18 protein-coding genes and 1 tRNA gene are annotated in these 21,034 nt (G+C 40.2%); 3 read left to right on the top strand and 16 right to left on the bottom strand.

Going from position 1 to position 21,034, the window contains the following annotated elements; genetic code table 11:
- Positions 1-10: 10 nt before the first annotated feature.
- Genes IGJ26_RS05875 through IGJ26_RS05865 form a run of 3 tightly spaced genes read right to left on the bottom strand, consistent with a single transcriptional unit; the run spans position 11 to position 3,882 of the window.
- Positions 11-1,993 (bottom strand): CDP-glycerol glycerophosphotransferase family protein, encoded by a 1,983-nt coding sequence (locus tag IGJ26_RS05875; RefSeq protein WP_430599950.1) that lies wholly within the window; start codon positions 1,991-1,993, stop codon positions 11-13.
- Positions 1,983-2,735, bottom strand: a complete 753-nt coding sequence (locus IGJ26_RS05870; protein ID WP_430599949.1) for a WecB/TagA/CpsF family glycosyltransferase — start codon at positions 2,733-2,735, stop codon at positions 1,983-1,985. The genes IGJ26_RS05875 and IGJ26_RS05870 overlap by 11 nt, the downstream gene beginning before the upstream one ends.
- The gene (locus IGJ26_RS05865; RefSeq protein WP_430599948.1) at positions 2,725-3,882 is read right to left on the bottom strand and encodes a CDP-glycerol glycerophosphotransferase family protein; all 1,158 of its coding nucleotides are present in this window, start codon (positions 3,880-3,882) and stop codon (positions 2,725-2,727) included. Before IGJ26_RS05865 ends, IGJ26_RS05870 begins: the two co-directional genes overlap by 11 nt.
- Positions 3,883-4,085: 203 nt before the next feature.
- On the opposite strand from IGJ26_RS05865, the gene IGJ26_RS05860 reads away from it, so the two are divergent.
- Positions 4,086-5,831: a hypothetical protein gene (locus IGJ26_RS05860; RefSeq protein ID WP_430599947.1), complete on the top strand. Its 1,746-nt coding sequence runs from the start codon at positions 4,086-4,088 to the stop codon at positions 5,829-5,831.
- 243 nt (positions 5,832-6,074) lie between these two features.
- Here the strand turns inward: IGJ26_RS05860 and asnS are convergent, their stop codons facing one another.
- The 4 genes from asnS to IGJ26_RS05840 are packed head-to-tail and all read right to left on the bottom strand — an operon-like array spanning position 6,075 to position 11,966.
- On the bottom strand, positions 6,075-7,373 hold the full coding sequence (gene asnS, locus IGJ26_RS05855; RefSeq protein WP_005236932.1) for an asparagine--tRNA ligase: 1,299 nt from the start codon (positions 7,371-7,373) through the stop codon (positions 6,075-6,077).
- Positions 7,374-7,416: 43 nt separating this feature from the next.
- Entirely contained in the window at positions 7,417-8,610 is a 1,194-nt protein-coding gene (locus IGJ26_RS05850; RefSeq protein ID WP_008381156.1) for a pyridoxal phosphate-dependent aminotransferase, read from the bottom strand.
- 50 nt (positions 8,611-8,660) lie between these two features.
- Positions 8,661-9,161, bottom strand: coding sequence for a DUF5590 domain-containing protein (locus IGJ26_RS05845; RefSeq protein ID WP_005236934.1), 501 nt, complete (start codon positions 9,159-9,161; stop codon positions 8,661-8,663).
- Positions 9,162-9,209: 48 nt separating this feature from the next.
- The gene (locus IGJ26_RS05840; RefSeq protein WP_008381153.1) at positions 9,210-11,966 is read right to left on the bottom strand and encodes a helicase C-terminal domain-containing protein; all 2,757 of its coding nucleotides are present in this window, start codon (positions 11,964-11,966) and stop codon (positions 9,210-9,212) included.
- A gap of 212 nt (positions 11,967-12,178) precedes the next feature.
- Here IGJ26_RS05840 and IGJ26_RS05835 point away from each other — a divergent pair, with 212 nt between their 5' ends.
- The gene (locus tag IGJ26_RS05835; protein WP_005236936.1) at positions 12,179-12,949 is read left to right on the top strand and encodes an SDR family oxidoreductase; all 771 of its coding nucleotides are present in this window, start codon (positions 12,179-12,181) and stop codon (positions 12,947-12,949) included.
- Between the two features lie 97 nt (positions 12,950-13,046).
- Here the strand turns inward: IGJ26_RS05835 and IGJ26_RS05830 are convergent, their stop codons facing one another.
- From IGJ26_RS05830 to IGJ26_RS05810, 5 genes are all read right to left on the bottom strand, one after another.
- Positions 13,047-13,679, bottom strand: a complete 633-nt coding sequence (locus IGJ26_RS05830; protein WP_008381147.1) for a YfbR-like 5'-deoxynucleotidase — start codon at positions 13,677-13,679, stop codon at positions 13,047-13,049.
- 106 nt (positions 13,680-13,785) lie between these two features.
- Positions 13,786-13,986: a cold-shock protein gene (locus IGJ26_RS05825; protein WP_003126918.1), complete on the bottom strand. Its 201-nt coding sequence runs from the start codon at positions 13,984-13,986 to the stop codon at positions 13,786-13,788.
- Positions 13,987-14,264: 278 nt separating this feature from the next.
- Positions 14,265-15,389, bottom strand: a complete 1,125-nt coding sequence (locus IGJ26_RS05820) for a hypothetical protein (RefSeq protein ID WP_430599946.1) — start codon at positions 15,387-15,389, stop codon at positions 14,265-14,267.
- An 83-nt stretch (positions 15,390-15,472) separates the two neighbouring features.
- Complete coding sequence (locus IGJ26_RS05815; protein WP_430599945.1) at positions 15,473-16,192, bottom strand: ThuA domain-containing protein; 720 nt, start codon at positions 16,190-16,192, stop codon at positions 15,473-15,475.
- Positions 16,193-16,288: 96 nt separating this feature from the next.
- Positions 16,289-17,221, bottom strand: a complete 933-nt coding sequence (locus tag IGJ26_RS05810) for a hypothetical protein (protein ID WP_016613182.1) — start codon at positions 17,219-17,221, stop codon at positions 16,289-16,291.
- A 69-nt stretch (positions 17,222-17,290) separates the two neighbouring features.
- Here IGJ26_RS05810 and IGJ26_RS05805 point away from each other — a divergent pair.
- Positions 17,291-17,362 (top strand) — tRNA-Arg (locus tag IGJ26_RS05805).
- A gap of 76 nt (positions 17,363-17,438) precedes the next feature.
- Here the strand turns inward: IGJ26_RS05805 and IGJ26_RS05800 are convergent.
- From IGJ26_RS05800 to IGJ26_RS05785, 4 genes are all read right to left on the bottom strand, one after another.
- A complete protein-coding gene (locus IGJ26_RS05800; RefSeq protein WP_430599944.1) occupies positions 17,439-18,620 on the bottom strand; it encodes a GNAT family N-acetyltransferase in 1,182 nt (393 codons plus the stop codon).
- A 60-nt stretch (positions 18,621-18,680) separates the two neighbouring features.
- Positions 18,681-19,094: a DUF3284 domain-containing protein gene (locus IGJ26_RS05795; protein ID WP_430599943.1), complete on the bottom strand. Its 414-nt coding sequence runs from the start codon at positions 19,092-19,094 to the stop codon at positions 18,681-18,683.
- A gap of 193 nt (positions 19,095-19,287) precedes the next feature.
- Complete coding sequence (locus tag IGJ26_RS05790) at positions 19,288-19,509, bottom strand: hypothetical protein (RefSeq protein ID WP_005236947.1); 222 nt, start codon at positions 19,507-19,509, stop codon at positions 19,288-19,290.
- Between the two features lie 59 nt (positions 19,510-19,568).
- Entirely contained in the window at positions 19,569-20,966 is a 1,398-nt protein-coding gene (locus IGJ26_RS05785) for a PTS sugar transporter subunit IIC (protein ID WP_005236948.1), read from the bottom strand.
- Positions 20,967-21,034: the final 68 nt, after the last annotated feature.

Raw genomic sequence — 21,034 nt, 5'->3', positions numbered from 1 at the left:
TCTCCTCACCTTAGTCGATTTCTTCTGTTTTTATTTTTTGTTTCTTTTTGTTTGTGGATTCTCCCCAATGAGGAATAAATTTCCCATCTGCTGTATATCTTGAATCAACTGCTTCTTCTGTCTTATTTTCTTCATAGAAATCATTGATTAGATAATCAACAAAGCGTTCACTTGCTTTGCCATCAAGATCGTCAAAGAAATAATGAACGAAGTCATCAATTTTTTTGTAATCGATTTTTTCCTCTCTAATTTGCGTGATCAATTCATTGGTATTGGTTGCAAAAGATCCCGGTATAAAGTCCAAATAGTCATAATAAAAGTTTCTTGAACTCATATAATCCGCTAGGTCGGGACTAAAGAAAATCATTTGTTTATTTAGTAATGCATATTCAAAACATACCGATGAATAGTCGGTGATCAAGATATCTGTAACCAATAACAAATCATTAATTTCACGATATGTTGACACATCATAAAAGAAATCGGTATATTTATATGGAATATTGGGATCATTTTGAACAAAAGGATGTATTTTTAATAAGAAAACATAATCCTTACCCGAAAATTCTCGATAAATCTTTTTGAAATCAATCATTTCATAGGGATAATAAGCTGATTGCTGTCCATTTCCTCTGAACGTTGGTGCAAATAGAATCACTTTTTTGCCTTTTAAAAAAGGTAATTCATTATAAACTTTCTCTATAACGACCGCTTTTTCAACCTCATCAAAGAATAGATCTGTTCTTGGTATACCGATCGGTAAAATATTATTGATAGAGATACCAAATCCCTCAGCATACTTATCCGAGATATTATGAGAACTAACTAATGCCCGGGTATAGTTTTTATGGTTGACACTATCTGGTTTAGGCCCCCCTGGCATCCCAACACGGCTATAGCCGAAAGTTTTAAATGCGCCAACTGCATGCCATACTTGAATCAATTCAGATTTTTCTCTAATCTTCAAAGGATAGATCAGTGGATAAAAGTCGTCAACGATGATGTATTTACTTGTTGCAATTGCTTTTGCCAAAAGTCTGATTTCTGAGAAAGACTTCTTTTCTTTAATACTTGATTTTAGGTAAAATCTTATATCCACATCCAAATTTTTTTCCAAAAGTTTGCGATAGATATACTCAAAATTTCCAGAAATATCGATCCTACTATCAGACAAAAAAGAAATCTTCTTCTTGTTTACAGGTTTCAAATGATAATATTTATAGAAAAAGGAGAATAAATACCGTTTGAACACGCGAGATAGCGGGCCGTCTACGATTATTTCTTCTGTAGAATATTCTAACGGGTCAATATCTGAGAGTTTCTTGGACAAGATCGTGATAAAGCTCCCAGCAAAATGATGAACGATCGTCAGACTGAACTTTTTGTTGCTGCGTGCCGAAAAGCTGTACATTTTTGTTGAAACTATTATGTCGTTTGTTGCATGTTTAACTTTTCCGACAGTGTCTCTTTTGGTTATCCAGCCACCAGCATCCCGCAGAAATTGTGTAACTTCTATCAACATTTCGTAATTACCGACTTCGATTGGTTTGCCATCACTAAATGTAGAAAAATTGATCGTGCCTCTGTATTTTACCCAACTTTCTCCCTCTTTGGCTTTTTTATTGATCAAAGGTACCGTAAATTCCTGATTGGTCTCTTTGTTGATAATAATCAAATTTTTACGTATCAAATCATCTGAAATAGTCTCATCTGTTTCGAAATAGGCATAGCCATCGATTTTAAAAAATGAATTATTGAATTCAATTTGATCAACGCCTCGTTTAAGAACATACTGATTATTGACACTTTTACCAGCTGCATTTCCTTTGCTGCTTGTTTTATTGATTACATAGTCGCTTAGAATTTGATCCATTACAATACTACGTAATTCTTTGCTATCAATTTTGGTTTCTTCCGTGTTATTCTTAACAACTACTGTCGAATTTCCTGTAATTTTTCGCTTAACACGCCCTAAAAATGATCTAATCCCCATTTGTCCACCTCATAGTCTTATTTCGATAGTTCCAGTATAAACTTTTCCCCAAAAAAACAGGTAATTGCAACATTCTTCCAATCCTTGTAGGGTTACTCACCGAGCGGTATAACCACTCCAAGTGCCACTTGATGAATAGGTCAGGCGCACGCTTTACATGACCACTCAATACATCAAAGCTTCCACCTACATCTTGAAAGATGTGTACGTTGAGATCTTGAAAATGTTTTGCTAAAAATTGCTCTTGTCGTGGAAATCCTAACGCAACAAAAAGAAAATCAGGCGATACTGCATTGATTTGCTTGACGATTTCTTCATCTGTTGATGTTACATACCCGTCAATCATACCAACAATCCGAAGATTAGGATACATTTCTCTCACATGCTTATCTGTATCTTTTAAAACATTCGGCTTGGCGCCGTACAAGAAAATCGATTTTTGATGTCTATTGGCATATGCGAGCATTTCCAGCATTAAATCATATCCAGCAACGCGTTCTTTGATCGGACCGCCTGTCAGCTTTGAAACCAGCACAATACCAATACCATCCGGAATTCGATGGGTACTTTGTTTAATAAAGGCTACGATTTCAGGATAACCTGCCGCTTCAGTAACAATTTGGGGATTGACACTGATCAGCGTCATCTTTTTGTCTTCAGACAAATAATTTGGTACATCCTTTACAATATCTTCCATCGTCAATGCATCTACAGGTATTCCCATCACTATATCAGTTTGCATATTGTTTATCGATCCAATCTATTAATTGTTTGGCAGCATTACCTTGTGGGAATGCATTCCATTTCTTATTAAATTCTGTGCTATCATCATGACTTGTTGTCAATATTTCTCTAGCTAATGCTTCATTTGAGTCAACACTTTTTTTGGATGTTTCTTCTACAAAAGATTCTTGCACACCCACAGTTTCAATATACTCATTCAAATCATAGCAAAAATATATAGTTTTTCCTGCTGGATTCGCTAATGAATATTCAAAGGGTACTGAAGAATAGTCTGTTATCAAACAATCCGCTACGAAGAGCAAGTCGCTTAACGGCCAATGATCTAATTTTGATGCTTGGTTGCCGTTATCGCCAATTTTTTTCTTCAAAAAATGATCATGAGGATGAGGATGTATCATAAAATGCCACCCTTCCCCCAGTGATTGTTGCATGTAATCAAACTCAATTGGATTTTCTTGGTAATATTCTCGATAAGTAGGTACATATAGAGCGAGTTTCTTTTGCTCTGGATTATCTTTATGATATTTTTTTACTACTTGCTCTTTGATTTTTTGATCAAAGTAACGATCAGTCAATGGATAGCCGAAAGGTAGAACCTCGATCGATGTATGATAACTTTTGGCAAAGATATCTGCCATGTGTTGTGAACTGACAACGTAATGTGTATACCGCGCATAGACTTCTTGATATCTTTTTTGATCGATTTGTGTAGCGTGTTTCGCATATTTCGCTTCTAAACCAAATTTTTTGATAGCCCCATTTGCATGCCAAATCTGAATGATTTTGGTGGATTCTAAAAAATCAATTCCACCTAGAACAGCAAAATAATTATCACAGACAATCACTTTGCTATTTTTCAAAATTGGCACGATTTTTCTTAATAACACATCAAAGGTATCGAGATGATAAACTTGGCACCCCTTTTTTTTGTAATCTATTGCCATCCCTTGAGCATTTTTTGTATAGCAAATAACCAATCTTCCTTGGTATCTTTCATAAAGTTTTTCCAGTACATACTCGCTTGTACTAGGAAAACTCAACATAAAAACGACTTGGTCATGTTGATGACGTGCAAATTTGCTGGCCTGTCTGACACAATGCAGATAAAATGATTTTGATAATGACTTCACTGAACGAATTTGCATAATTCCCCTCTTTTTCACACTAACGTTTATTTTAACCGATATTCGCACAAAAGAAAATATTTGTAATAAAACCGTCATATTTTCTCTCTGATTCTATAGTTTAGACACAGCATGATATTAGCTATTTTTCATTGTTCCCTTTATACTGATGTGATAATATATTATTTCAACGAAATTTTATAAGCACCAGAAAGGAATTTATTATGAATACTCATAAAAAAACAGGTTTTAGTTTATTAGCTATTGCCATTCTTGCTTTATTTTTTATTTCACCCCAACTTTTCCAACGATCCTTGATTGTTGCCAATGACTGGATTTTTCATATGAATCGCTATTATGATACATCTATGCAAATCCAGACTGGTAATTTCAACTACTTCCAATCCTTATTTGGATTTAATCAATCCGGTCGAGTAATCAACGCGATGTACGGAGCTGATTTTGCTTACTTTGCCGGATTTATTTTGGCGGTTGTCAAGAATTGGTATCATTTCGAATTAATTCTTAATTTTTTGTGTTTTTTCATCGCAGGCTCTTCGATGTATATACTTACGCGATCTGCTAAACTGAACAATAAAATTGCTATTTTATGTGCTGTTATATATATGGGTTCTCCTTTGATTGTCTGGTGGACTACGACCCAAGGTTTTTCTGGAATGGGGGCTGCTTTCTTACCTCTAGCTTTTGTTCCAGCTCTTCGCATGATACAAAATCGTGAATATCCAATTCAGCCTATTGTTTTTGGGAGTATTTTTGCCCTGCTTTTGTCTGTTCATATGTTTACCACATTGCTAGCATGTATAGCAATTTTACCTTTTTATATCATCGGTTTAATCCGCTCAGATCAAAAAATTCAAATGTTTAAACAGACAATCCTTGCTGTGTTCATTGCTGTTTGTTTGTCTTTGAATACATTTGCTGCCATATTTGATTTGCATGCTGATACTTTGATTATGCCTTTAAATGCCGCTGGACTATATAACGGTGGAACATTTCTCTCCTTAGGTGCGATGAACTATAATAATTTTGGCTTGATATTCTCGCTTATATTTATCTTTCAACTGGTTATAACAGTTGCCTATTGGAAAAATATGTCAACACTGATCAAAATAACCAATGTCACTGGACTCATATTTTTAGTTGTTTCTTCAAAATACTTTCCTTGGAATCATCTCACTGAACAGATACCTGCTCTACTGAGTATTCAGTTTTTGAGACGCTTTTCAGGCATTACCTGTGTATTGCTGATTCTCGGATTCGGTTATTCAATGAACCACTTGCGTCATTATCTCAACAAAGATGAAACCAAGAAATCCTTAATGATTGGTTTAGCCGTTTTAGGATTGATCAGTACGACAAGCGGTTGGCAACTAATAGATAAACAAGCACAAAGATGGAATTCTGATACTCCTCTTTCCGGTGATACGAATGCAGCACAACCTATTGAGTCTGATCCCATTAAAATAAGAACAGGATTGACCAGTTCCGACTTATCTCAGGCATTCACAATTACACAGAAACCTACACCTGATTATCTGCCTACAAAGACCAATTTGATCAATGGCTATTCAACTTATTCAAATGAAGTATTGCATAACGATCTTGCGATTACTAAGACCGTAACGAATGATGCAAAACTTAAAATCACTTGGGATAGCAATCAAACTGAGGAAAAAAACATCTTACTACCAGTAATTGTTTATAACAATAGTACACTAAATTTAAATGGAAAAGAGTTAACTGCTGATGATTACCAACTATCTGATATTGGCGCCTTAAAACTAAGGAACAATCATGACAAAAATACCTTAGTGATTGGATATCAGCCATCAATCTTCTTTACTAAATCACTTTATATCAAAGGATTAGCCTTCATTGCTCTTATTTTATACAGCATCTGGAAACTCACACAAAGCAGAATACTGCACAAAACGAAAGATAAAGAGTGATCGAGAGGTTTCTATTCAGACGATTTTTCTCAAAAAAGAGCTTGTGATATAAGTAAAAAGACGACATTAATTTCCAAACATTTGGAATTTGATGTCGTCTTTTGAATTTAAAAAAACTACTATTTCTAAATTAATGATGGATTACAAGCAAAATTTAACGAACAATTAATATTGATTTTGATGCTTTGTTCAACTATTAAACTGCTTAAACATTTTATGTTATACTCGTCGTTTTTTTCTTTTTTACGGATAAATCCGATTCAACAACCGTGGAAACGGAATGGATTCTCTTACGTGCTCGATTCCTGATAACCAGGTAACGGTCCGTTCTAGTCCAAGACCAAAGCCGGTGTGAGGGACTGAACCGTACTTGCGTAGGTCTAAATACCATGAGTATTCGTTTTCGTCCAAGCCGTGGGCGCGGATTTGCTCTAGGAGGTATTCATGATCAATGGCACGTTCAGATCCACCTATGATCTCGCCATAGCCTTCTGGTGCGATCATATCGGCACAGATCACGACATCTTCTCTCGTTGGATGTGGCTTCATATAGAAAGGTTTGATGGCTTTTGGATAGTTTAAGATAAAGACGGGCTGATCGAATGAATTGGCAATAAAGGTCTCATGTGGTGAGCCAAAGTCATCGCCCCATTGAATATCATCAAAGCCGTTCTTTTGTAATAATTCCACTGCATCATCGTAAGAGATTCGTGGGAATGGTAATTTGGTGTATTTTTTCAAGACTTCACGGTCACGACCTAAGACGTCTAACGCATAGTCACAGTTATCGAGCACATTTTGCACTAAGAATGCCACGTACTGCTCTTGGACTTCTAAACTTTCTTCTTGGTGCATAAAGGCCATTTCTGGTTCAATCATCCAAAATTCAATCAAGTGACGACGTGTCTTTGATTTTTCGGCACGGAAAGTTGGTCCAAAAGAAAAGACTTTGCCAAACGCCATAGCGGCAGCTTCCATGTACAATTGACCGGACTGAGATAGATATGCTTTTTGATCGAAATAGTTGGTTTCAAATAAATCGGTCGTTCCTTCTGGTGCTGATCCGGTTAGGATCGGTGGATCGATTTTGATAAAGCCATTCTTGTTGAAGAATTCATATGTTGCCCGAATGATTTCGTTTCGGATTTGCATGATGGCATGTTGTTTTGAAGAACGCAACCATAAGTGACGATGGTCCATTAAGAAATCTGTTCCGTGTTCTTTTGGTGTAATTGGGTAATCGTGGCTTTCACCGACAACTTCTAAACCAGAAATGCCAATTTCATAGCCAAATTTTGAGCGGCTGTCTTCCCTGATTTCCCCAGTGACCAGTACGGCAGTTTCCTGATTTAAATTTTTCGCTAATTGGAAAACTTCTTCCCCTACTTCACTTTTCACAACGATTCCTTGGAAATACGCTGTTCCGTCGCGAAGTTGTAAGAAGGCGATCTTGCCGCTGGAACGTTTGTTAGCAACCCATGCGCCGATTTGAACGGTTTCGCCAACGTGTTTTTTTGCATCTAAAATTTGAATAGATTCCACTTGATTCTCTCCTATCTAATTAATAAAGGCACCATAGAGCATTTTAAGCTTTTTGGCGCTTCTTTTCAACAAAATCATGGATTCGTTTGGTAGCTTCCGCTAACGTGTCCCAATCAGTTGCATAGCTGATTCGTAAATAATCCGGTGTGCCAAAACCAGCACCAGTCACTACTGCCACGTGGGCTTCCATTAGTAAAGCTTCTACGAAGGCATCAATGGTTTGATAGCCGCACATTGTCATGGCTTCTTTGACATTTGGGAACAAGTAAAACGCGCCTTGGGGTTTCGTCACCTGAAAACCAGGAATAGCGGCAATTAGCGGATATAGTTTGTTCAAGCGTTCTTCGAAGGCCTGACGCATCACTTCGATCGATTCTTGATTACCAGTCAGTGCCTCAACTGCAGCGTATTGGCTAGCAGCCGGCGGGTTGCTGGTAGCTTGGGAAGCGATATCGACCATCGCTTTGATGATTTTTGCATCGCCGACAGCAAATCCGATCCGCCACCCAGTCATAGAATAGGTTTTAGAAACGCCGTTGATCACGATGGTTTGTTTGCGGATCTCTTCTGATAGACTAGCGATTGATGTAAAGGTATTGCCGTTATAAACCAAACGACCATAGATATCATCCGCTATGATCCAAATATTATTTTCCACTGCCCAGTTGCCGATTGCCGTTAATTCTTCTTTTGAGTATATCGCCCCTGTTGGGTTGGCAGGCGAGTTTAAAATGATGGCTTTCGTTTGCTCTGTACGAGCGGCTTCTAATTGAGCAACAGAAACTTTAAAATCTGCTGATTGCTTAGCTTCAACAAACACAGGTGTCCCTTCTGCTAAACGGACTTGTTCCGCATAACTGACCCAGTAAGGAACTGGAATAAGTACTTCATCCTCTTCATCAAGAAGCGCTTGAAACAACGTATACAAAGCAAATTTCGCGCCATCTGTCACGATCACTTGGTTTGAATCATAGTCAGCACCATAAAACTCTTTCATATAAGCAAGAATCGCCTGTTTTAGCTCTGGAATCCCAGCAGTTGCTGTATAAAAACTAGCTTTGCCGCTCTCAATCGCTGCAATCGCTGCTTGGCGAATGTTCTTCGGGGTAATAAAGTCGGGCTCACCGACGGTTAGACTTAATACGTCTACACCTTGGTCTGCTAATGCTTTTGCCTTAGCAGATGCCGCTAACGTAGCGGAGGGTTCTAATTTTTCTGCTCTTTTTGAAAGTACCATGTTTATCATCCTTCCTACGATCCAAATTTCTGTCTATCAAAAGCGCCTTTTTATAGTTCAGTGACCGCTTTGATTTCTTCTCCATCTTTGAAACCAATCAAATAATAGTTCAAGCGGCCTTGGTCGTCTTTAGTCATGACTTCCCAAGCGGGCTCGCCTTTAAAAATACCCAATGCTGCTTTTTGGATTTCCTGCCCTTGATGGTTGTCGCGAACGAAGGCCTTGGCCTGTGCTTCCGTCAATCCATCCCCTTGATTAAAAACGGAAACCTTTTCGCCGCTTTTAGGAATGATCACGACGATCTCATTGTTATTCGTATCTTTTCCAACAATGCTAAAAGATGTTTCCTCACGGGTGAACCAATAAAATTGTTCGACCTCTGCTAAATCGGTGTATCTTTCTGCTATTTCGATCGCTTCGTTTCTTGCTTGCCGCATTGGACGAGAAGAACGGAGATAGAAAATAGAAGCGAAGAGAATAACGACCAGTAAAACCGTGATCGCACTCAGCAAAATAATCACTCGCCGATGTTCTTTGTCTTTTGTTTTCACACTTCGTACTCCAATCTTAAATAAAACTCATTATATCAGATGTTCGACTCATTTTTCAAAATCAACCGCCGCTTTTTCCTCTTGCGCAAAAAAATGTTGAATATCTTCGGCAATTTCGGTTGGACTAGCTTCAATCAGAGGTAAGTTTTTAGGTAGACCTTTGACCATCCGTTTGCCATACTTCGTTGATAACAAGCGTCGATCAAGGACGACCATCACGCCTGTATCCTCTTCAGAACGGATCAAGCGCCCCAACGCTTGGCGTAGCCGTAGAATCGCTTTAGGTAAGGCATCTTCTTTGAAAGAATCGATGCCTTCTGCTTCCAAGAAGGCATGCCGTGCTTGGACCATTGGTTGCTTAGGATTCTCAAAAGGTAAGCGAGTCACCACAGCGATCTTCAAGGCCTGACCTGGTAGGTCGACCCCTTCCCAAAAACTGCTAGTCCCTAATAAGATGCCATTTTCCGCTAATAAAAATTTCTTTAAAATTTTCTCACGGGTTCCGCCAGTTCCTTGAGCAACGATTTCTCTGCCATAATGCAGGGCTTTTTTATTCAATCGATCATAGACATTTTTCAAAGTTTCGTGCGCCGTAAACAACACAAGCGCTGGTTGCGGATTGTCAAACAAAATTGGGACTAACGCTTCGACTAAATAATCCGCGTATTCGGCAGCTGATGCTTGTTGGATCGAGAGTCCTTTTTTAACTACATAGAGTCGAGTTTGTTTGCTGTAGTCATAAAAAGCGGGAATCGTTTTAACTGGCACATCGGTCAAGCCAATCTGATGGGCAAAATATTCTTTATTTCCTGGAATCTTCAATGTCCCCCCAAGATAAATGATGTGCTGATAGCGTTGATACCACGTGCTTTCCACGATCGAATGCCCTTCTAGATCAGCTAATTCAATCACAGCATTTCCTGACTGGGGATGCTTTTTCAACCAATGAACGTAACGAGGATGCCACCAAGTCAACCATGCGGTCACCGTTTGTTCCTGGGTTTCCATTTGACCAAAGAAATCAAACAAACGAGCAATCACGATTCGTTGTCTTGCATACCACCGATCATTGGTCAACTCGAATCGCTGACGCAACTGTTGTTGGATCTCATTGATTTCTTGATAGTAAAGGCTCAATTTCTGATGCAGCTTGTCTTGTTCTAACGTGCCATCATAAAGGTCGTCATGGTGCACGACTTGTAGCTCTGGCGCATCGATCGACAAACTGCGAAAATACTGTTCTTGTGTTTCGACCAAGATCGACAACGCGTTTCGATACAACGAGAACATCCGTTGCAGAAAGTCATCCTCGGTAATGATTTGGGCAATTTCTTCAAATAGCCCTTCTTCATTTAGCTGTAAAAACTGCCGCTTGAAGTGAGCAGAGTCAAAGACATGTTGACTAAAGCCTTCTGCTTGCTGCGGCAACTGTTGGGCTTCATCAATCAATAAGTAATCACTCGTTGGCAACAGTGGCTGCGCTCGCCGGTTTTCCTGCATCAAAAAGGCATGGTTGACGATCAAAACATTGCTTTGCGCCATCCGCTTATATAAATGTCGAACAAAATCTTGTTCATAGAAGGGTTGATCTTTGGCTAAAAAAGCAACGCCGCGATGGCGGATGTCGGTAAATAAAGGATGATCAAGTCGAACCAAGTTCAATTCATCGAAATCCCCCGTTTCTGTTTTAGTCAGCCAAACTAAGATCCCCATTTGGTATTGCGCATATTGCTTTTGCTCTATCGGTTGATCAAGGGTCGCTTTAAAACGCTGCAAATCAATGTAATGACGATGACTTTTGACCAAAACTGCTTGCAAAGGTTGCTGCAGTACTTGGTTTACCAAAGGAATGTCTTTGTTGATGATTTGATTTTGCAATAGAATTGAAGAGGTACTAACGATCAACGGATTTTCTGGTGTCACTAAATAGGCGGCTGGAAACAAGTAACCAATGGTTTTCCCCATGCCTGTTTCTGCTTCAATGATCAGATTTTTCTCTGGCTGGGTGTAATGCGTATACACTGCATTCATCAAGCGTGCTTGTTGTTTCCGATAGACTAAGTGCTGGCCAAAGCGCTGTTCTTTTTCCGTTTTAACTTTCGGATACGTTTCTTGAAAATGCGTAGATTCAAAAAGCGGGACGGTCTTTTTCCGCAAGACGATACCGTCGATCACTTCTAAATCTTCTGCCAACTCTGGGCCTTTTTCTTTTAAGATTCCATGGATATAGTCACTCGTTTGCATGCCCATTTGACCGCTTAAAAGCGCAATTTGTTTAAGGGTCGTTCGGGGCAGTTCTCGCATGATCGCTTCGATATACAAAAATAAAGCTGCGGTCACTTCTGCATCACTATCAGCTTGATGCGGGTTATCATGACGAAAGCCGATGCTATCTGCCAGATCGCCTAAACGAAAGCTGCTTTCTGTTGGTAGAAACACTTGCGCCAATTCCACCGTATCGATTCCGGGAAGTGATAAAGGCGGTAGCCCGCAACGCACAAATTCATTGCTTAAAAAATGATAATCAAAATAAATATTATGCGCCACAAAAATCGTGTTGCTGAGTAAGTTATAGATCGTATCAGCTACGTCTTCGAAATATGGCGCTTTGCTTACTTGTTGGTTTGTGATGTGTGTCAATCGTTGAATTTGCTTAGAAATTCTGCGGTCAGGGTTGATATCTGCGGCAAAACGATTGATGATCTTGCCATCTTGGACTAAGACACAGCCAAATTGAATAATTCGATCAATCGTCGAATCGGTTCCTGTTGTTTCAAGATCCACCACAGCGTATATGGGTTTCATTGTATTCCTCCTTGCACACTGTCTGCATTATACTACAAAATCAATGGCGATTACATCTGTTTTCCCACTAGATAAGAGGGTTCTCGGGAGGTAAAATTAGAAAACCAACCATTGGCGTTTCCTAGCTGAAGAAGTTTGTTGCTGTTCGCTGATCGCTTTTTTCGACAAAAAAAGGGATCTTTTTTATAATTTACTGTAAGGAGGCGAAAAAAATGAATGATTTCAAAAACAAACGAGTGATTGTAACGGGGGCTGCTTCAGGGATTGGAAAAGCGGTGGCAGAACAATTTCTAGCACAGGGCGCACTTGTTGGGTTAATTGATCGCAACGAAGAAGAGCTGCAGGAGTTTCTTGCTGACTATCAAGCACAAGCCCATTATCGAGCTGTTGACGTCACTGAAGCGGATAAGCTGCAAGAAGCAATGAGTGGTCTTGTAGAAGAACTAGGCGGTCTCGATGTACTCCATGTCAATGCCGGCATCAACGGTACCTGGACACCGATCGAAGAGCTGACAGTGGCAGAATGGGATCAGACGATCAACACAAACTTACGTAGTACCTTTATTACCGTCAAAGCAGCCATTCCCTTTATGAAAACGAACGGTGGCAGCATTGTCATTACGAGTTCAGTCAATGGAAACCGCATCTTCAGCAATTTTGGTGCGACTGCTTACAGTACGTCTAAGGCAGGTCAAGTCGCCTTTACAAAAATGGCTGCGCTGGAACTTTCTGGTTATAATATTCGGGTCAATGCCATCTGCCCTGGGGCGATCGCGACGAATATCGATGCCAGCACAGAAATTGAAGAAGAGGTTGCTCGCGTTGAGATCCCCGTCAAATATCCAGAACGTTCTCGACCATTAAAGCAAGAAACAGGCGTGCCAGAACAAGTCGCCAACCTTGTGCTTTTTCTATCTTCAGAGGCTGCCGGCAATATTTCTGGAACGGAAGTCTATATTGATGGAGCAGAATCTTTGCTTTAATCCAACAAAAAACGAAAAATCAAACCTGATCCCCTCACTTGTTTCATTGAAGCCCTTGAGATGGATCATTTCTTGATTTTTCGTTTTTTCGTTTGGGTTATTTTTCCACCAAAGCCGCGATTTCTTCTAGAAAAGCAGTCTTGCCATAAAAATCTGCATTTAGTAACTCTGGAAAAATGGCTTCAAAGAAATAAGTGACACACGGACGATGCTGAAACTCTTTGACGGTTAAAACGGCCTCTCGAAACATTTCTTTGTATACTTTATCTGGGTTGCTTTTTGAGATCTCTTCAAAAGATTCATACAAAAGATCGATCTTATCCGCAATTGCTAATAGCTGCCCTTCAAGGCTGTTGTCTTTGCCATCCGCTAAGCGTCTGCGATACGTTGCTTGAAAGCTTCCTGGAATTTCTTCTTCGATGAAAGCATCGGTCATTTTTTCTTCAACGGTTGATAACATTGCCCGCAATTCTTTGTTCGCATATTTGACCGGCGTTTTGATATCACCGATGAAACGTTCAGTGTAATCATGATTCAAGGCTTTTTCGTAGAGAATTTGCCAATTGACTTGATTCCCCGCCTTTTCTTCGATATCAGCTAAGGTCTGGGCAATCATCGTTACTCGAAATGAATGAGCAGCTACACTGTGCTCAGTAAACTTAAAAAAACCCGGCGCTCGTTGGATCTTCTCTAAATTAGCCAATCCGAGAATAAATTCATTCAATCCCATAAATGTGCCTCCTTTTTTTAAGAGTATAACAACTCCTTTGTCTGCAAGCAACTATCTCGCGCACAAAAAAAGAGCAGCTAAGCTGCTCTTAAAAGGCATTCACTAATTATGCTTTGTTAACGTTAGTCGCTTGAGGGCCACGTTGTCCGTCTTCGATATCGAAAGTCACTGCTTGACCTTCTTCTAAAGTTTTGAAGCCTTCGCCTTGGATAGCTGAGAAATGAACGAATACATCGTTACCGTTTTCTGCAGTGATGAATCCAAAACCTTTGTCTGAGTTAAACCATTTAACTGTACCTGTTTCCATAATAAAAATCCTCCTTGTGTTTATACACATATTTTGCAATTACTTGTATAAGGTGAAAATGTGGAAGATGTTTAAGATGAAACAAGCTACCATAATTTACCGTAACAAAAACTACACTTTGTATTATAGCACATTATCTTCATTATGACTAATAGAAAATCAAAAAAAATGAAAACGCCTTTATTTTTTTATAATTCGCAAAAAGACTGCTGCATTAAAGATCTGCAACAGCCTTCTCTTTTTTGGAAACGATTTATTGGCTAACGACGCAACTGCGTTTAGTAGCGCAAAATCGCCGTCAAACTTTTTTCTCCAGGGGCATCTTTTTGTTCCAAGATAGATACCTCACCGCCGTTCTCTAAAACATCGATTGCCAGTGTATTTAACACTTGCCGCCGATCGTACTCTGTATCAGGATCTTCTCCAAAACCATCGGCGAGATTTGAGGTAGCCACAAACAGATAGGCAATCCGGCCTTCTTTGGCTGCAGGCACGATATCAACCAATTGGTCAATAAATTTTCGATCCAACAGCTTGCCGTATTCCCCAACTTCTTTTTGTGTCAACTCTGCAATCAACTTATGCGTACACGTTTGGATCTCTTTCAAGGATAACGATGCTGGGGAAGAGGAAATACTTGGTTCTGCTTTGAAAAAGTTCGTTTTTGCCACTTTTTTAAACAGCGTTTGATTTTCTGGTAATGCAAACAGATACATTGGTAAATGCTCTTCATTTGAAAAATCATTCTTGAAAAATGCATCAACTGCTTGGTAGTAGTTGACGTGATCGATCTCGACTTCTTCATCTTTGGCACTAAAGCCGTGATAAGCAACGCCTTCTCCCCCTGAGTTAGGGCCACCTTGAGCACTGTAATTAAAGTTACCACCACCAGTGACTTCTTCCCCCAGCGCTTTTTCAATCGTCGTCGGTGCCTCTTCTGGCAACTCGACTTCACGCACTTGATTGTTTTCAACTTGATAGACTTGCATTGAATCGCGATTCAACGCTAAGAGATAAAATGGGTAATTAAATTGTGCATTTTTGATGACAGCTAATACATAAGGGGTTTCCCCTACGTAATATTGATCATCCACACGAATACTTAACCGATGGACCAGTACCTCTTCTGGGGTGATAATCACCGCCACACTTGTTGTACTGTTGCGCCAAAATGATTGATCTGCAAGCAGTTCATCAACTTTCGTTTGAAAAAGATCCCAATAATGTTCTGGGTATTTCTTTTCAAAGCGGCGCTTCGCATCTTTGGCAAAGTTCTTAAATTTGATTTGATCCTTTTCGACATTCTGGTGGCCGACATGCGTATTGAGCATGATCGTGACAAATGGTCCTTTGATTCCGTCAGATATTACCTGCGATAAAAAACTTTTTCCAAATTTTCCCATTCCACATTACCTCCTGCTTAATCAAATACAAATAAAGTGTACCATGCTTATTTTCTTCCACAAAGTAAAACGATTGCACGATTTTATTTCCTCATTCGTTTTTCTGATGACTCACTATACCGACTATTCTTCAACGGATCTGTCAATGTTTTTCTGGTGGCCCATAGAAAGCCTCGCTTGGTCCAAGTCTGAATGGTCGGCTCTTTCAGCTCTTTTAGACTGTGTCCAACAGATTGGAAAAAGACTCTACCCTTGCCCCATTTTTTGATCCACATCATTGGCAGTATGACTTCTTGGTTAGCTGCATTCGGATGATCTTTAGCGGCAAATGTTGAGGTAGCTAACACAGTGACGGCTGGATCAACCAGACAATAGTATTGCTCCGTCGTCAACTGAGGGATCGATTGCGTATTTGCCGTAATATAGTGATTTGTCGTAAGATCGATGCTATAGGTCGTTTCCAAGCCACCAGGATGTGCCAAAAAACAGCCACCAGTCAGAAACAACCAGCCTTTACTGGCTTGAAAAGCCGAAGCAAAGCCGCCATGAACTCCTGCTAATCCTAATCCTTCTGCTACAGCCTGAGTGACATTTTGAAGCGGCTCATCAGGCAATTCTCCTCGCGTCCAATTCATGATCAACAGATCCAGCCTTTTTAATTCTTCTTTATGATAGAGAGGTTCAAAATCTGAGGCGAGTGTCACCTGATATCCTTCTGACTCCAGCAACGTTTGGTAAAACTGACTGGTCTCTTTTGGGGCGTGTCCTTCCCAACCTCCATAAATGATCAATGCTTGTTTCATTTTGTGTTCCCTCCTTTCTTTCTAACTTAGCGAAAAAAATGCAAAAAGCGAAGCAGAACGATTCTTCGCTTTCCTTCGCTAGTATTTTTTTCTGATTTAACGGTTGATTGAACGCCCAACACGATTGATCGTATGGCGCATGCCTCTAATCGCAACCGATGTTTCAAAAATATTTTCGGTCGGTGCCATGCCGCCATAGCCGGCATCACCGATATGCTGCAGATCGACCCCACAGGTTTTGTTGATAATGGCTAATTGCCGCAACGTTTCTGGACGTGCGCTTTCTTGACTCGTTCCGATCGCTGACATCGTCAATAAGTCATATTGTTTGGCAATTTGAACAGCTTCAATCAGATCCTTTTCTAGAAAGCCTTGAATCGAGCCAACGGAAGGCAGTAACAAAATATCTGCCCCAGCTTCAGCGTAAGAAATGATGGCTTCTCGATCAACCACAGGCTCATCTGAGCCGGCACTGTGCATTTTTCCAGCGATGATCAACCCAGAGAAATGTTCTTTTGCCAATTTTACTGCTTTAGCGATTTCTCGGTTGGTCACACCTGTTCCAGGATTGCCTGTAAAGCAGAGAAAGTCCACCCCGAGTTCTTGGGCTTTTTTGATGGTGTCAACCGAACTTGTTCGGCCTTGACTGATGCTGATCTTTTCACTCATCATCTCCGTCGTAGCTGGGATCGGCTCAAGATTGATGCCGACAGGTCGTCCAATCAGTTGTTTTAGTTGAGGAATCGGGTTTTCAATCGGTTGTTTAGGATCAAGCAGCTGCTCCAATGTGATACCAGGCATCCCAAAAATAGCTGGGCGATAACAATCAAACCCATTCAACAAAATTAAGTCAGCCCCAAAAGCTGCCGCGACTTCTGCGTTGGTGATATCGCCAGCTTGCGGCATGGTTTGAACCACCGTTTCACAGACGATTACTCGTCCTTCGCTCGCTTTAATGGATTGTTTCAATTCTTGCGCCGACATTTCTTTGATTTCACTATAGTTTGCACTTATCAATCGTTTGACCATGTTTTTCTTCCTTTCTTTTCCTTCTCATCTTGCGAGAAACACGAATAACAGGTAAAATATAGCTATTGTGTTCCCTTAGTTAAATGGATATAACAAGTCCCTCCTAAGGATTAGTTGCTGGTTCGATTCCGGCAGGGAACGTTTTTTGAAGAAAAAGATTCCTTATTTTTAAGGAATCTTTTTTTGTTGGAAAGTAAATACCTCTGCCTCGATTTGCTTAGAAATAATCTTCCAGAATCGGCTTTCCGTCTGGTAAGTTTTCCTGAATCATCACTGCAGCTTCCTTCTCCGTTTCCATTTGCTGGAAAAAGACCAGAGAATCGAGGGATTGTGCCTGCAAGAACAGCTGCACAAAACGCTGAATCGACAAGGTTGCTTTTGGCAGCTTGGTGGCCGTCGTTTTCGTGACCTGATGCTGAGCGTTTTCGATTGTCACTTCATAACACCCATTATTCCATGGGGCATATTCATCCCCTTGAATTTCTATGGCAAAACCGCCGGCTTTTTTCAATGTGAATGGATAACTTTTTAGAAACCCTTCCACATCGATGACGCGCGCCATCATGTCCGGGCGCACTTGGTAGTGAGCCAATGGTTTGGCCGCGTTTGCTTGTAGGACTTCCCCATCAAACCCTGGTCGATAGTTAATCTGTGCTACTGAATCTGCATGGGAGACGATAAACCGATTAAATCCTTGGTAAGCATTCGCAGTCAAATAGCCCCACTCTTGAATATCGAAACGTCCTCCCTCGATAAAGTAAATCAAGTAGCCTTCAGGGACCCCTGCTTCATTGCGATAAATCGCAAACGTATACGGTCGGCGCAAAACAAACTTGATTTCTTCCCACCAGGGTTGGCGAATCAGTCCGCCCTTTTGATGGCGCGGCAATTGATGATAAATCTCGTGAATGATCGGCTGTGCTTCCTCCCAATTCATGCGTTGAATCGTTCCATTTACTTTCTTGCCATCGGGCCATTGATGCGCATCGACTTCATAAACCGTCCGTTCAAAAGTATACTCATACCCATATCTACGATAAAAAGCAAAGGAGAAAGGTGCCAGATAGGAAAGAACGATTTTTTGTTCATAGCAGTCCTTAATGATTTGTTTCATGATCCGATCGATCCGACCTTGGCTGCGATACTCTGGATACGAAGCCACAAAACCGATCCCTGCCATCGGATAACTCGTTCCATGAAAGTTCACATCAAAAATCGTTGCCATGATTTGGCTCGCCAATTTTCCATCCCCATCGTAGGAACCATAATTCCAAGAATTTTCCGCAAGCTTGCGATAGCGCTTGATATTTGTTTCATTCAATTCCCACTGAAAGGCATAAGAAACCAATTCCAGTACTTCTTGCGAACCAAATTCGGTCATTTTTTTGACATCTGTCATTCCTTCATCTCCTCTACTTGAAAACACGCAAGAAACGCAAAAAAGGCGTCAGTCGACCCCTTAATATGTTTCTTCCATCATACTCAACATTTTTTTAAATTGCTTGCGTTTGAAATATCCTAGAATCGTACCTAAGAGCATGTCATTTAATTGCTGAATCATGCCTTCAGAAGTCATTTTTTCTTCATAATGCAAGTTGCAGTGCGACTCGTCTATCGCTTCGATCTGATAGTGTACACGGAAGGTATTTTTTTTCGTCGCCGTTTGGAACGCATAGGCTTGATTCTTCTTGACCGTTTCGATTGTTATGGTGGCATTACTATCTTTATAAAACTGTTTAAGATAGCTGTATCCTTCTAATTGCTCTTCAGTAAGTGTTTGATCTGTCGCTTGTTTAATATCATGTAAAACGGAATCGATGATCGTCTTATATAAAAAGTCAGCGGGTACATTCATTTTTTTAGTGATTTCCATCTTGCGCCTCCTTGTCTTTCTTGTTGCGTTTGTGTCCAATTGAAGCCATGATTCCTCCAATAGCCATTAGAATGACTGACGTGATGAGATTCACCCAGTGGTATTCACCTGACTGCGCGTTAGCGCTGTATATAAATAACATACTACCGATGCTTATAAAAAACAATCCATTTTTAAACATGATATCACCTCACTATTGACTAACGACGTTAAAGTATAGTACTCGACCCCAATCAGTATTTTTGATTGCGTCTTTGGCAAGTTTCGCTGCTTTTTCTTTGTCTTCTGCCGTTGTTTCAAAAATCAACTGAATCCCTTTTTTTTCTTTAAAGGTATACTTGATCTCACCTTCTGTCAGAGACTCAAGTAATGCTTTGATGTTGTCTTGTTGCATCGCGGAATTTACAATAATCATTTTTTCTCCTCCTAAAAAAGATAGCTAGATGGGTGAAGCCACCCATCTAGTTTATTTGATTAGTTCTCTTGGTCTGCTGGATTGATTTTGTTGGCAGCAATAATAAATGGTGCCCAGATCAATAAAGCTACAGCCAAATTGATAATTGTCAAGATGATCGCACGCCAGTCTCCACCGGTAGCTAAGAAGCCGCTTAGGATCGTTGGCATTACCCAAATCACATTTACCACAACTGGTGCAACTAACCCTAAAGTTGTTGCAAAGTAAGCAATCGTTGCTGTAACTAACGGTGCAACAATAAATGGAATGATAAACAATGGGTTTAACACGATTGGTAGACCAAACATTACTGGTTCATTGATATTGAACAACCCAGGTCCAATCCCTAGTTTACCAACTGTCTTATAGTCGGCACGTTTAGAGAATAGCAAGATTGCGATCAAGAGCATTAAAGTCACACCTGCTCCACCAGGCCAAACAAATGCTTCGAATGAACCTGCTACCCATTTATAAGGAACAGCTTCCCCTAATTGATAAGCATTAGTATTTTCAACCATTGCCACACCGTAGATCGATTGTAGAACAGGTCCCATGATATTTGTTCCATGTAATCCAAAGAACCACAAGACATGGACAAGTAAAACAATGATAAATACGGCAAAGTACCCTTGAGAGAGACCCAATAATGGTTTTTGGATCGATTCGGAGATCCAGTCAATTATCGGCATACCGACAAAGCGTTCAAATAAATAGTAAATCAAACCTGAAGCATATAGTCCGGCAATCCCAGGGATAATCGCTGCAAAGGCACGGGAAACTGCTGGTGGCACTGAATCTGGCATTTTGATAATAATATTTTTTTGCATCAATTTTGCAAAGATAATAACTGAAACGAAACCAAAGATGATTGCCGTGAACAATCCAGAGCCACCCATATAGGCGCTAAATGGGAAGTAGCCCCAGCCTGCAGCGCTGATCGTTGAACCATCTGCTGCAAATCCTGATGTAGCACTTGTACTGTTGATCATGTCTACCACGTTTGCTGGTAGTGCTTCTTCTAACGCTAAAGAAAGAGAAGCAGATTGTGGAATACCCATAATAAATGCTGCTAAAGAGACCAACGCACCTGATAGTGCATCAACATTGTAAGCCTTCGCTAAATTATAACCGAATGAAGCTGAGAAGATAACCGCCATAATTGCTAAGGTACCTGTCCAAACTAAACCATTGACTGCGATCACTGGCGTGAAAAATTTCGTGATTGCATTGTCCGCACCAAGATAAGTGTTTGGAAAATCACGCATGAAGGCGTTCAATAATACTGCAATTGCCCCAGCCATCGTTGCTGGCATCATTCCGATAAAAGCATCCCGCAAGGCAACCAAATGCTTTTGCGCACCAATCTTAGCTGCAACCGGGAGAATGTGTCTCTCCATCCAACTTGTTAATCCATCCATTCTTAATTCCTCCTATAAGTTCTATTCGTCAAAGAAGATTTTTTGATTCATCGACAATAACTACTTCT

Source organism: Enterococcus sp. AZ095a (genome assembly GCF_050546735.1).
GTDB lineage: Bacteria > Bacillota > Bacilli > Lactobacillales > Enterococcaceae > Enterococcus_D > Enterococcus_D entomosocium.
The sequence above is the reverse complement of the archived record's forward strand: the minus strand, read 5'-3'. Positions and strand labels throughout refer to the sequence as shown.

Excerpts from the sequence above, each read along its gene's own strand:
- IGJ26_RS05875 (WP_430599950.1), bottom strand. The coding sequence starts at position 1,993 with ATGGGGATTAGATCATTTTTAGGGCGTGTTAAGCGAAAAATTACAGGA.
- IGJ26_RS05870 (WP_430599949.1), bottom strand. The coding sequence starts at position 2,735 with ATGCAAACTGATATAGTGATGGGAATACCTGTAGATGCATTGACGATG.
- IGJ26_RS05865 (WP_430599948.1), bottom strand. The coding sequence starts at position 3,882 with ATGCAAATTCGTTCAGTGAAGTCATTATCAAAATCATTTTATCTGCAT.
- IGJ26_RS05860 (WP_430599947.1), top strand. The coding sequence starts at position 4,086 with ATGAATACTCATAAAAAAACAGGTTTTAGTTTATTAGCTATTGCCATT.
- IGJ26_RS05850 (WP_008381156.1), bottom strand. The coding sequence starts at position 8,610 with ATGGTACTTTCAAAAAGAGCAGAAAAATTAGAACCCTCCGCTACGTTA.
- IGJ26_RS05840 (WP_008381153.1), bottom strand. The coding sequence starts at position 11,966 with ATGAAACCCATATACGCTGTGGTGGATCTTGAAACAACAGGAACCGAT.
- IGJ26_RS05835 (WP_005236936.1), top strand. The coding sequence starts at position 12,179 with ATGAATGATTTCAAAAACAAACGAGTGATTGTAACGGGGGCTGCTTCA.
- IGJ26_RS05830 (WP_008381147.1), bottom strand. The coding sequence starts at position 13,679 with ATGGGATTGAATGAATTTATTCTCGGATTGGCTAATTTAGAGAAGATC.
- IGJ26_RS05825 (WP_003126918.1), bottom strand. The coding sequence starts at position 13,986 with ATGGAAACAGGTACAGTTAAATGGTTTAACTCAGACAAAGGTTTTGGA.
- IGJ26_RS05820 (WP_430599946.1), bottom strand. The coding sequence starts at position 15,389 with ATGGGAAAATTTGGAAAAAGTTTTTTATCGCAGGTAATATCTGACGGA.
- IGJ26_RS05815 (WP_430599945.1), bottom strand. The coding sequence starts at position 16,192 with ATGAAACAAGCATTGATCATTTATGGAGGTTGGGAAGGACACGCCCCA.
- IGJ26_RS05810 (WP_016613182.1), bottom strand. The coding sequence starts at position 17,221 with ATGGTCAAACGATTGATAAGTGCAAACTATAGTGAAATCAAAGAAATG.
- IGJ26_RS05800 (WP_430599944.1), bottom strand. The coding sequence starts at position 18,620 with ATGACAGATGTCAAAAAAATGACCGAATTTGGTTCGCAAGAAGTACTG.
- IGJ26_RS05795 (WP_430599943.1), bottom strand. The coding sequence starts at position 19,094 with ATGGAAATCACTAAAAAAATGAATGTACCCGCTGACTTTTTATATAAG.
- IGJ26_RS05790 (WP_005236947.1), bottom strand. The coding sequence starts at position 19,509 with ATGATTATTGTAAATTCCGCGATGCAACAAGACAACATCAAAGCATTA.
- IGJ26_RS05785 (WP_005236948.1), bottom strand. The coding sequence starts at position 20,966 with ATGGATGGATTAACAAGTTGGATGGAGAGACACATTCTCCCGGTTGCA.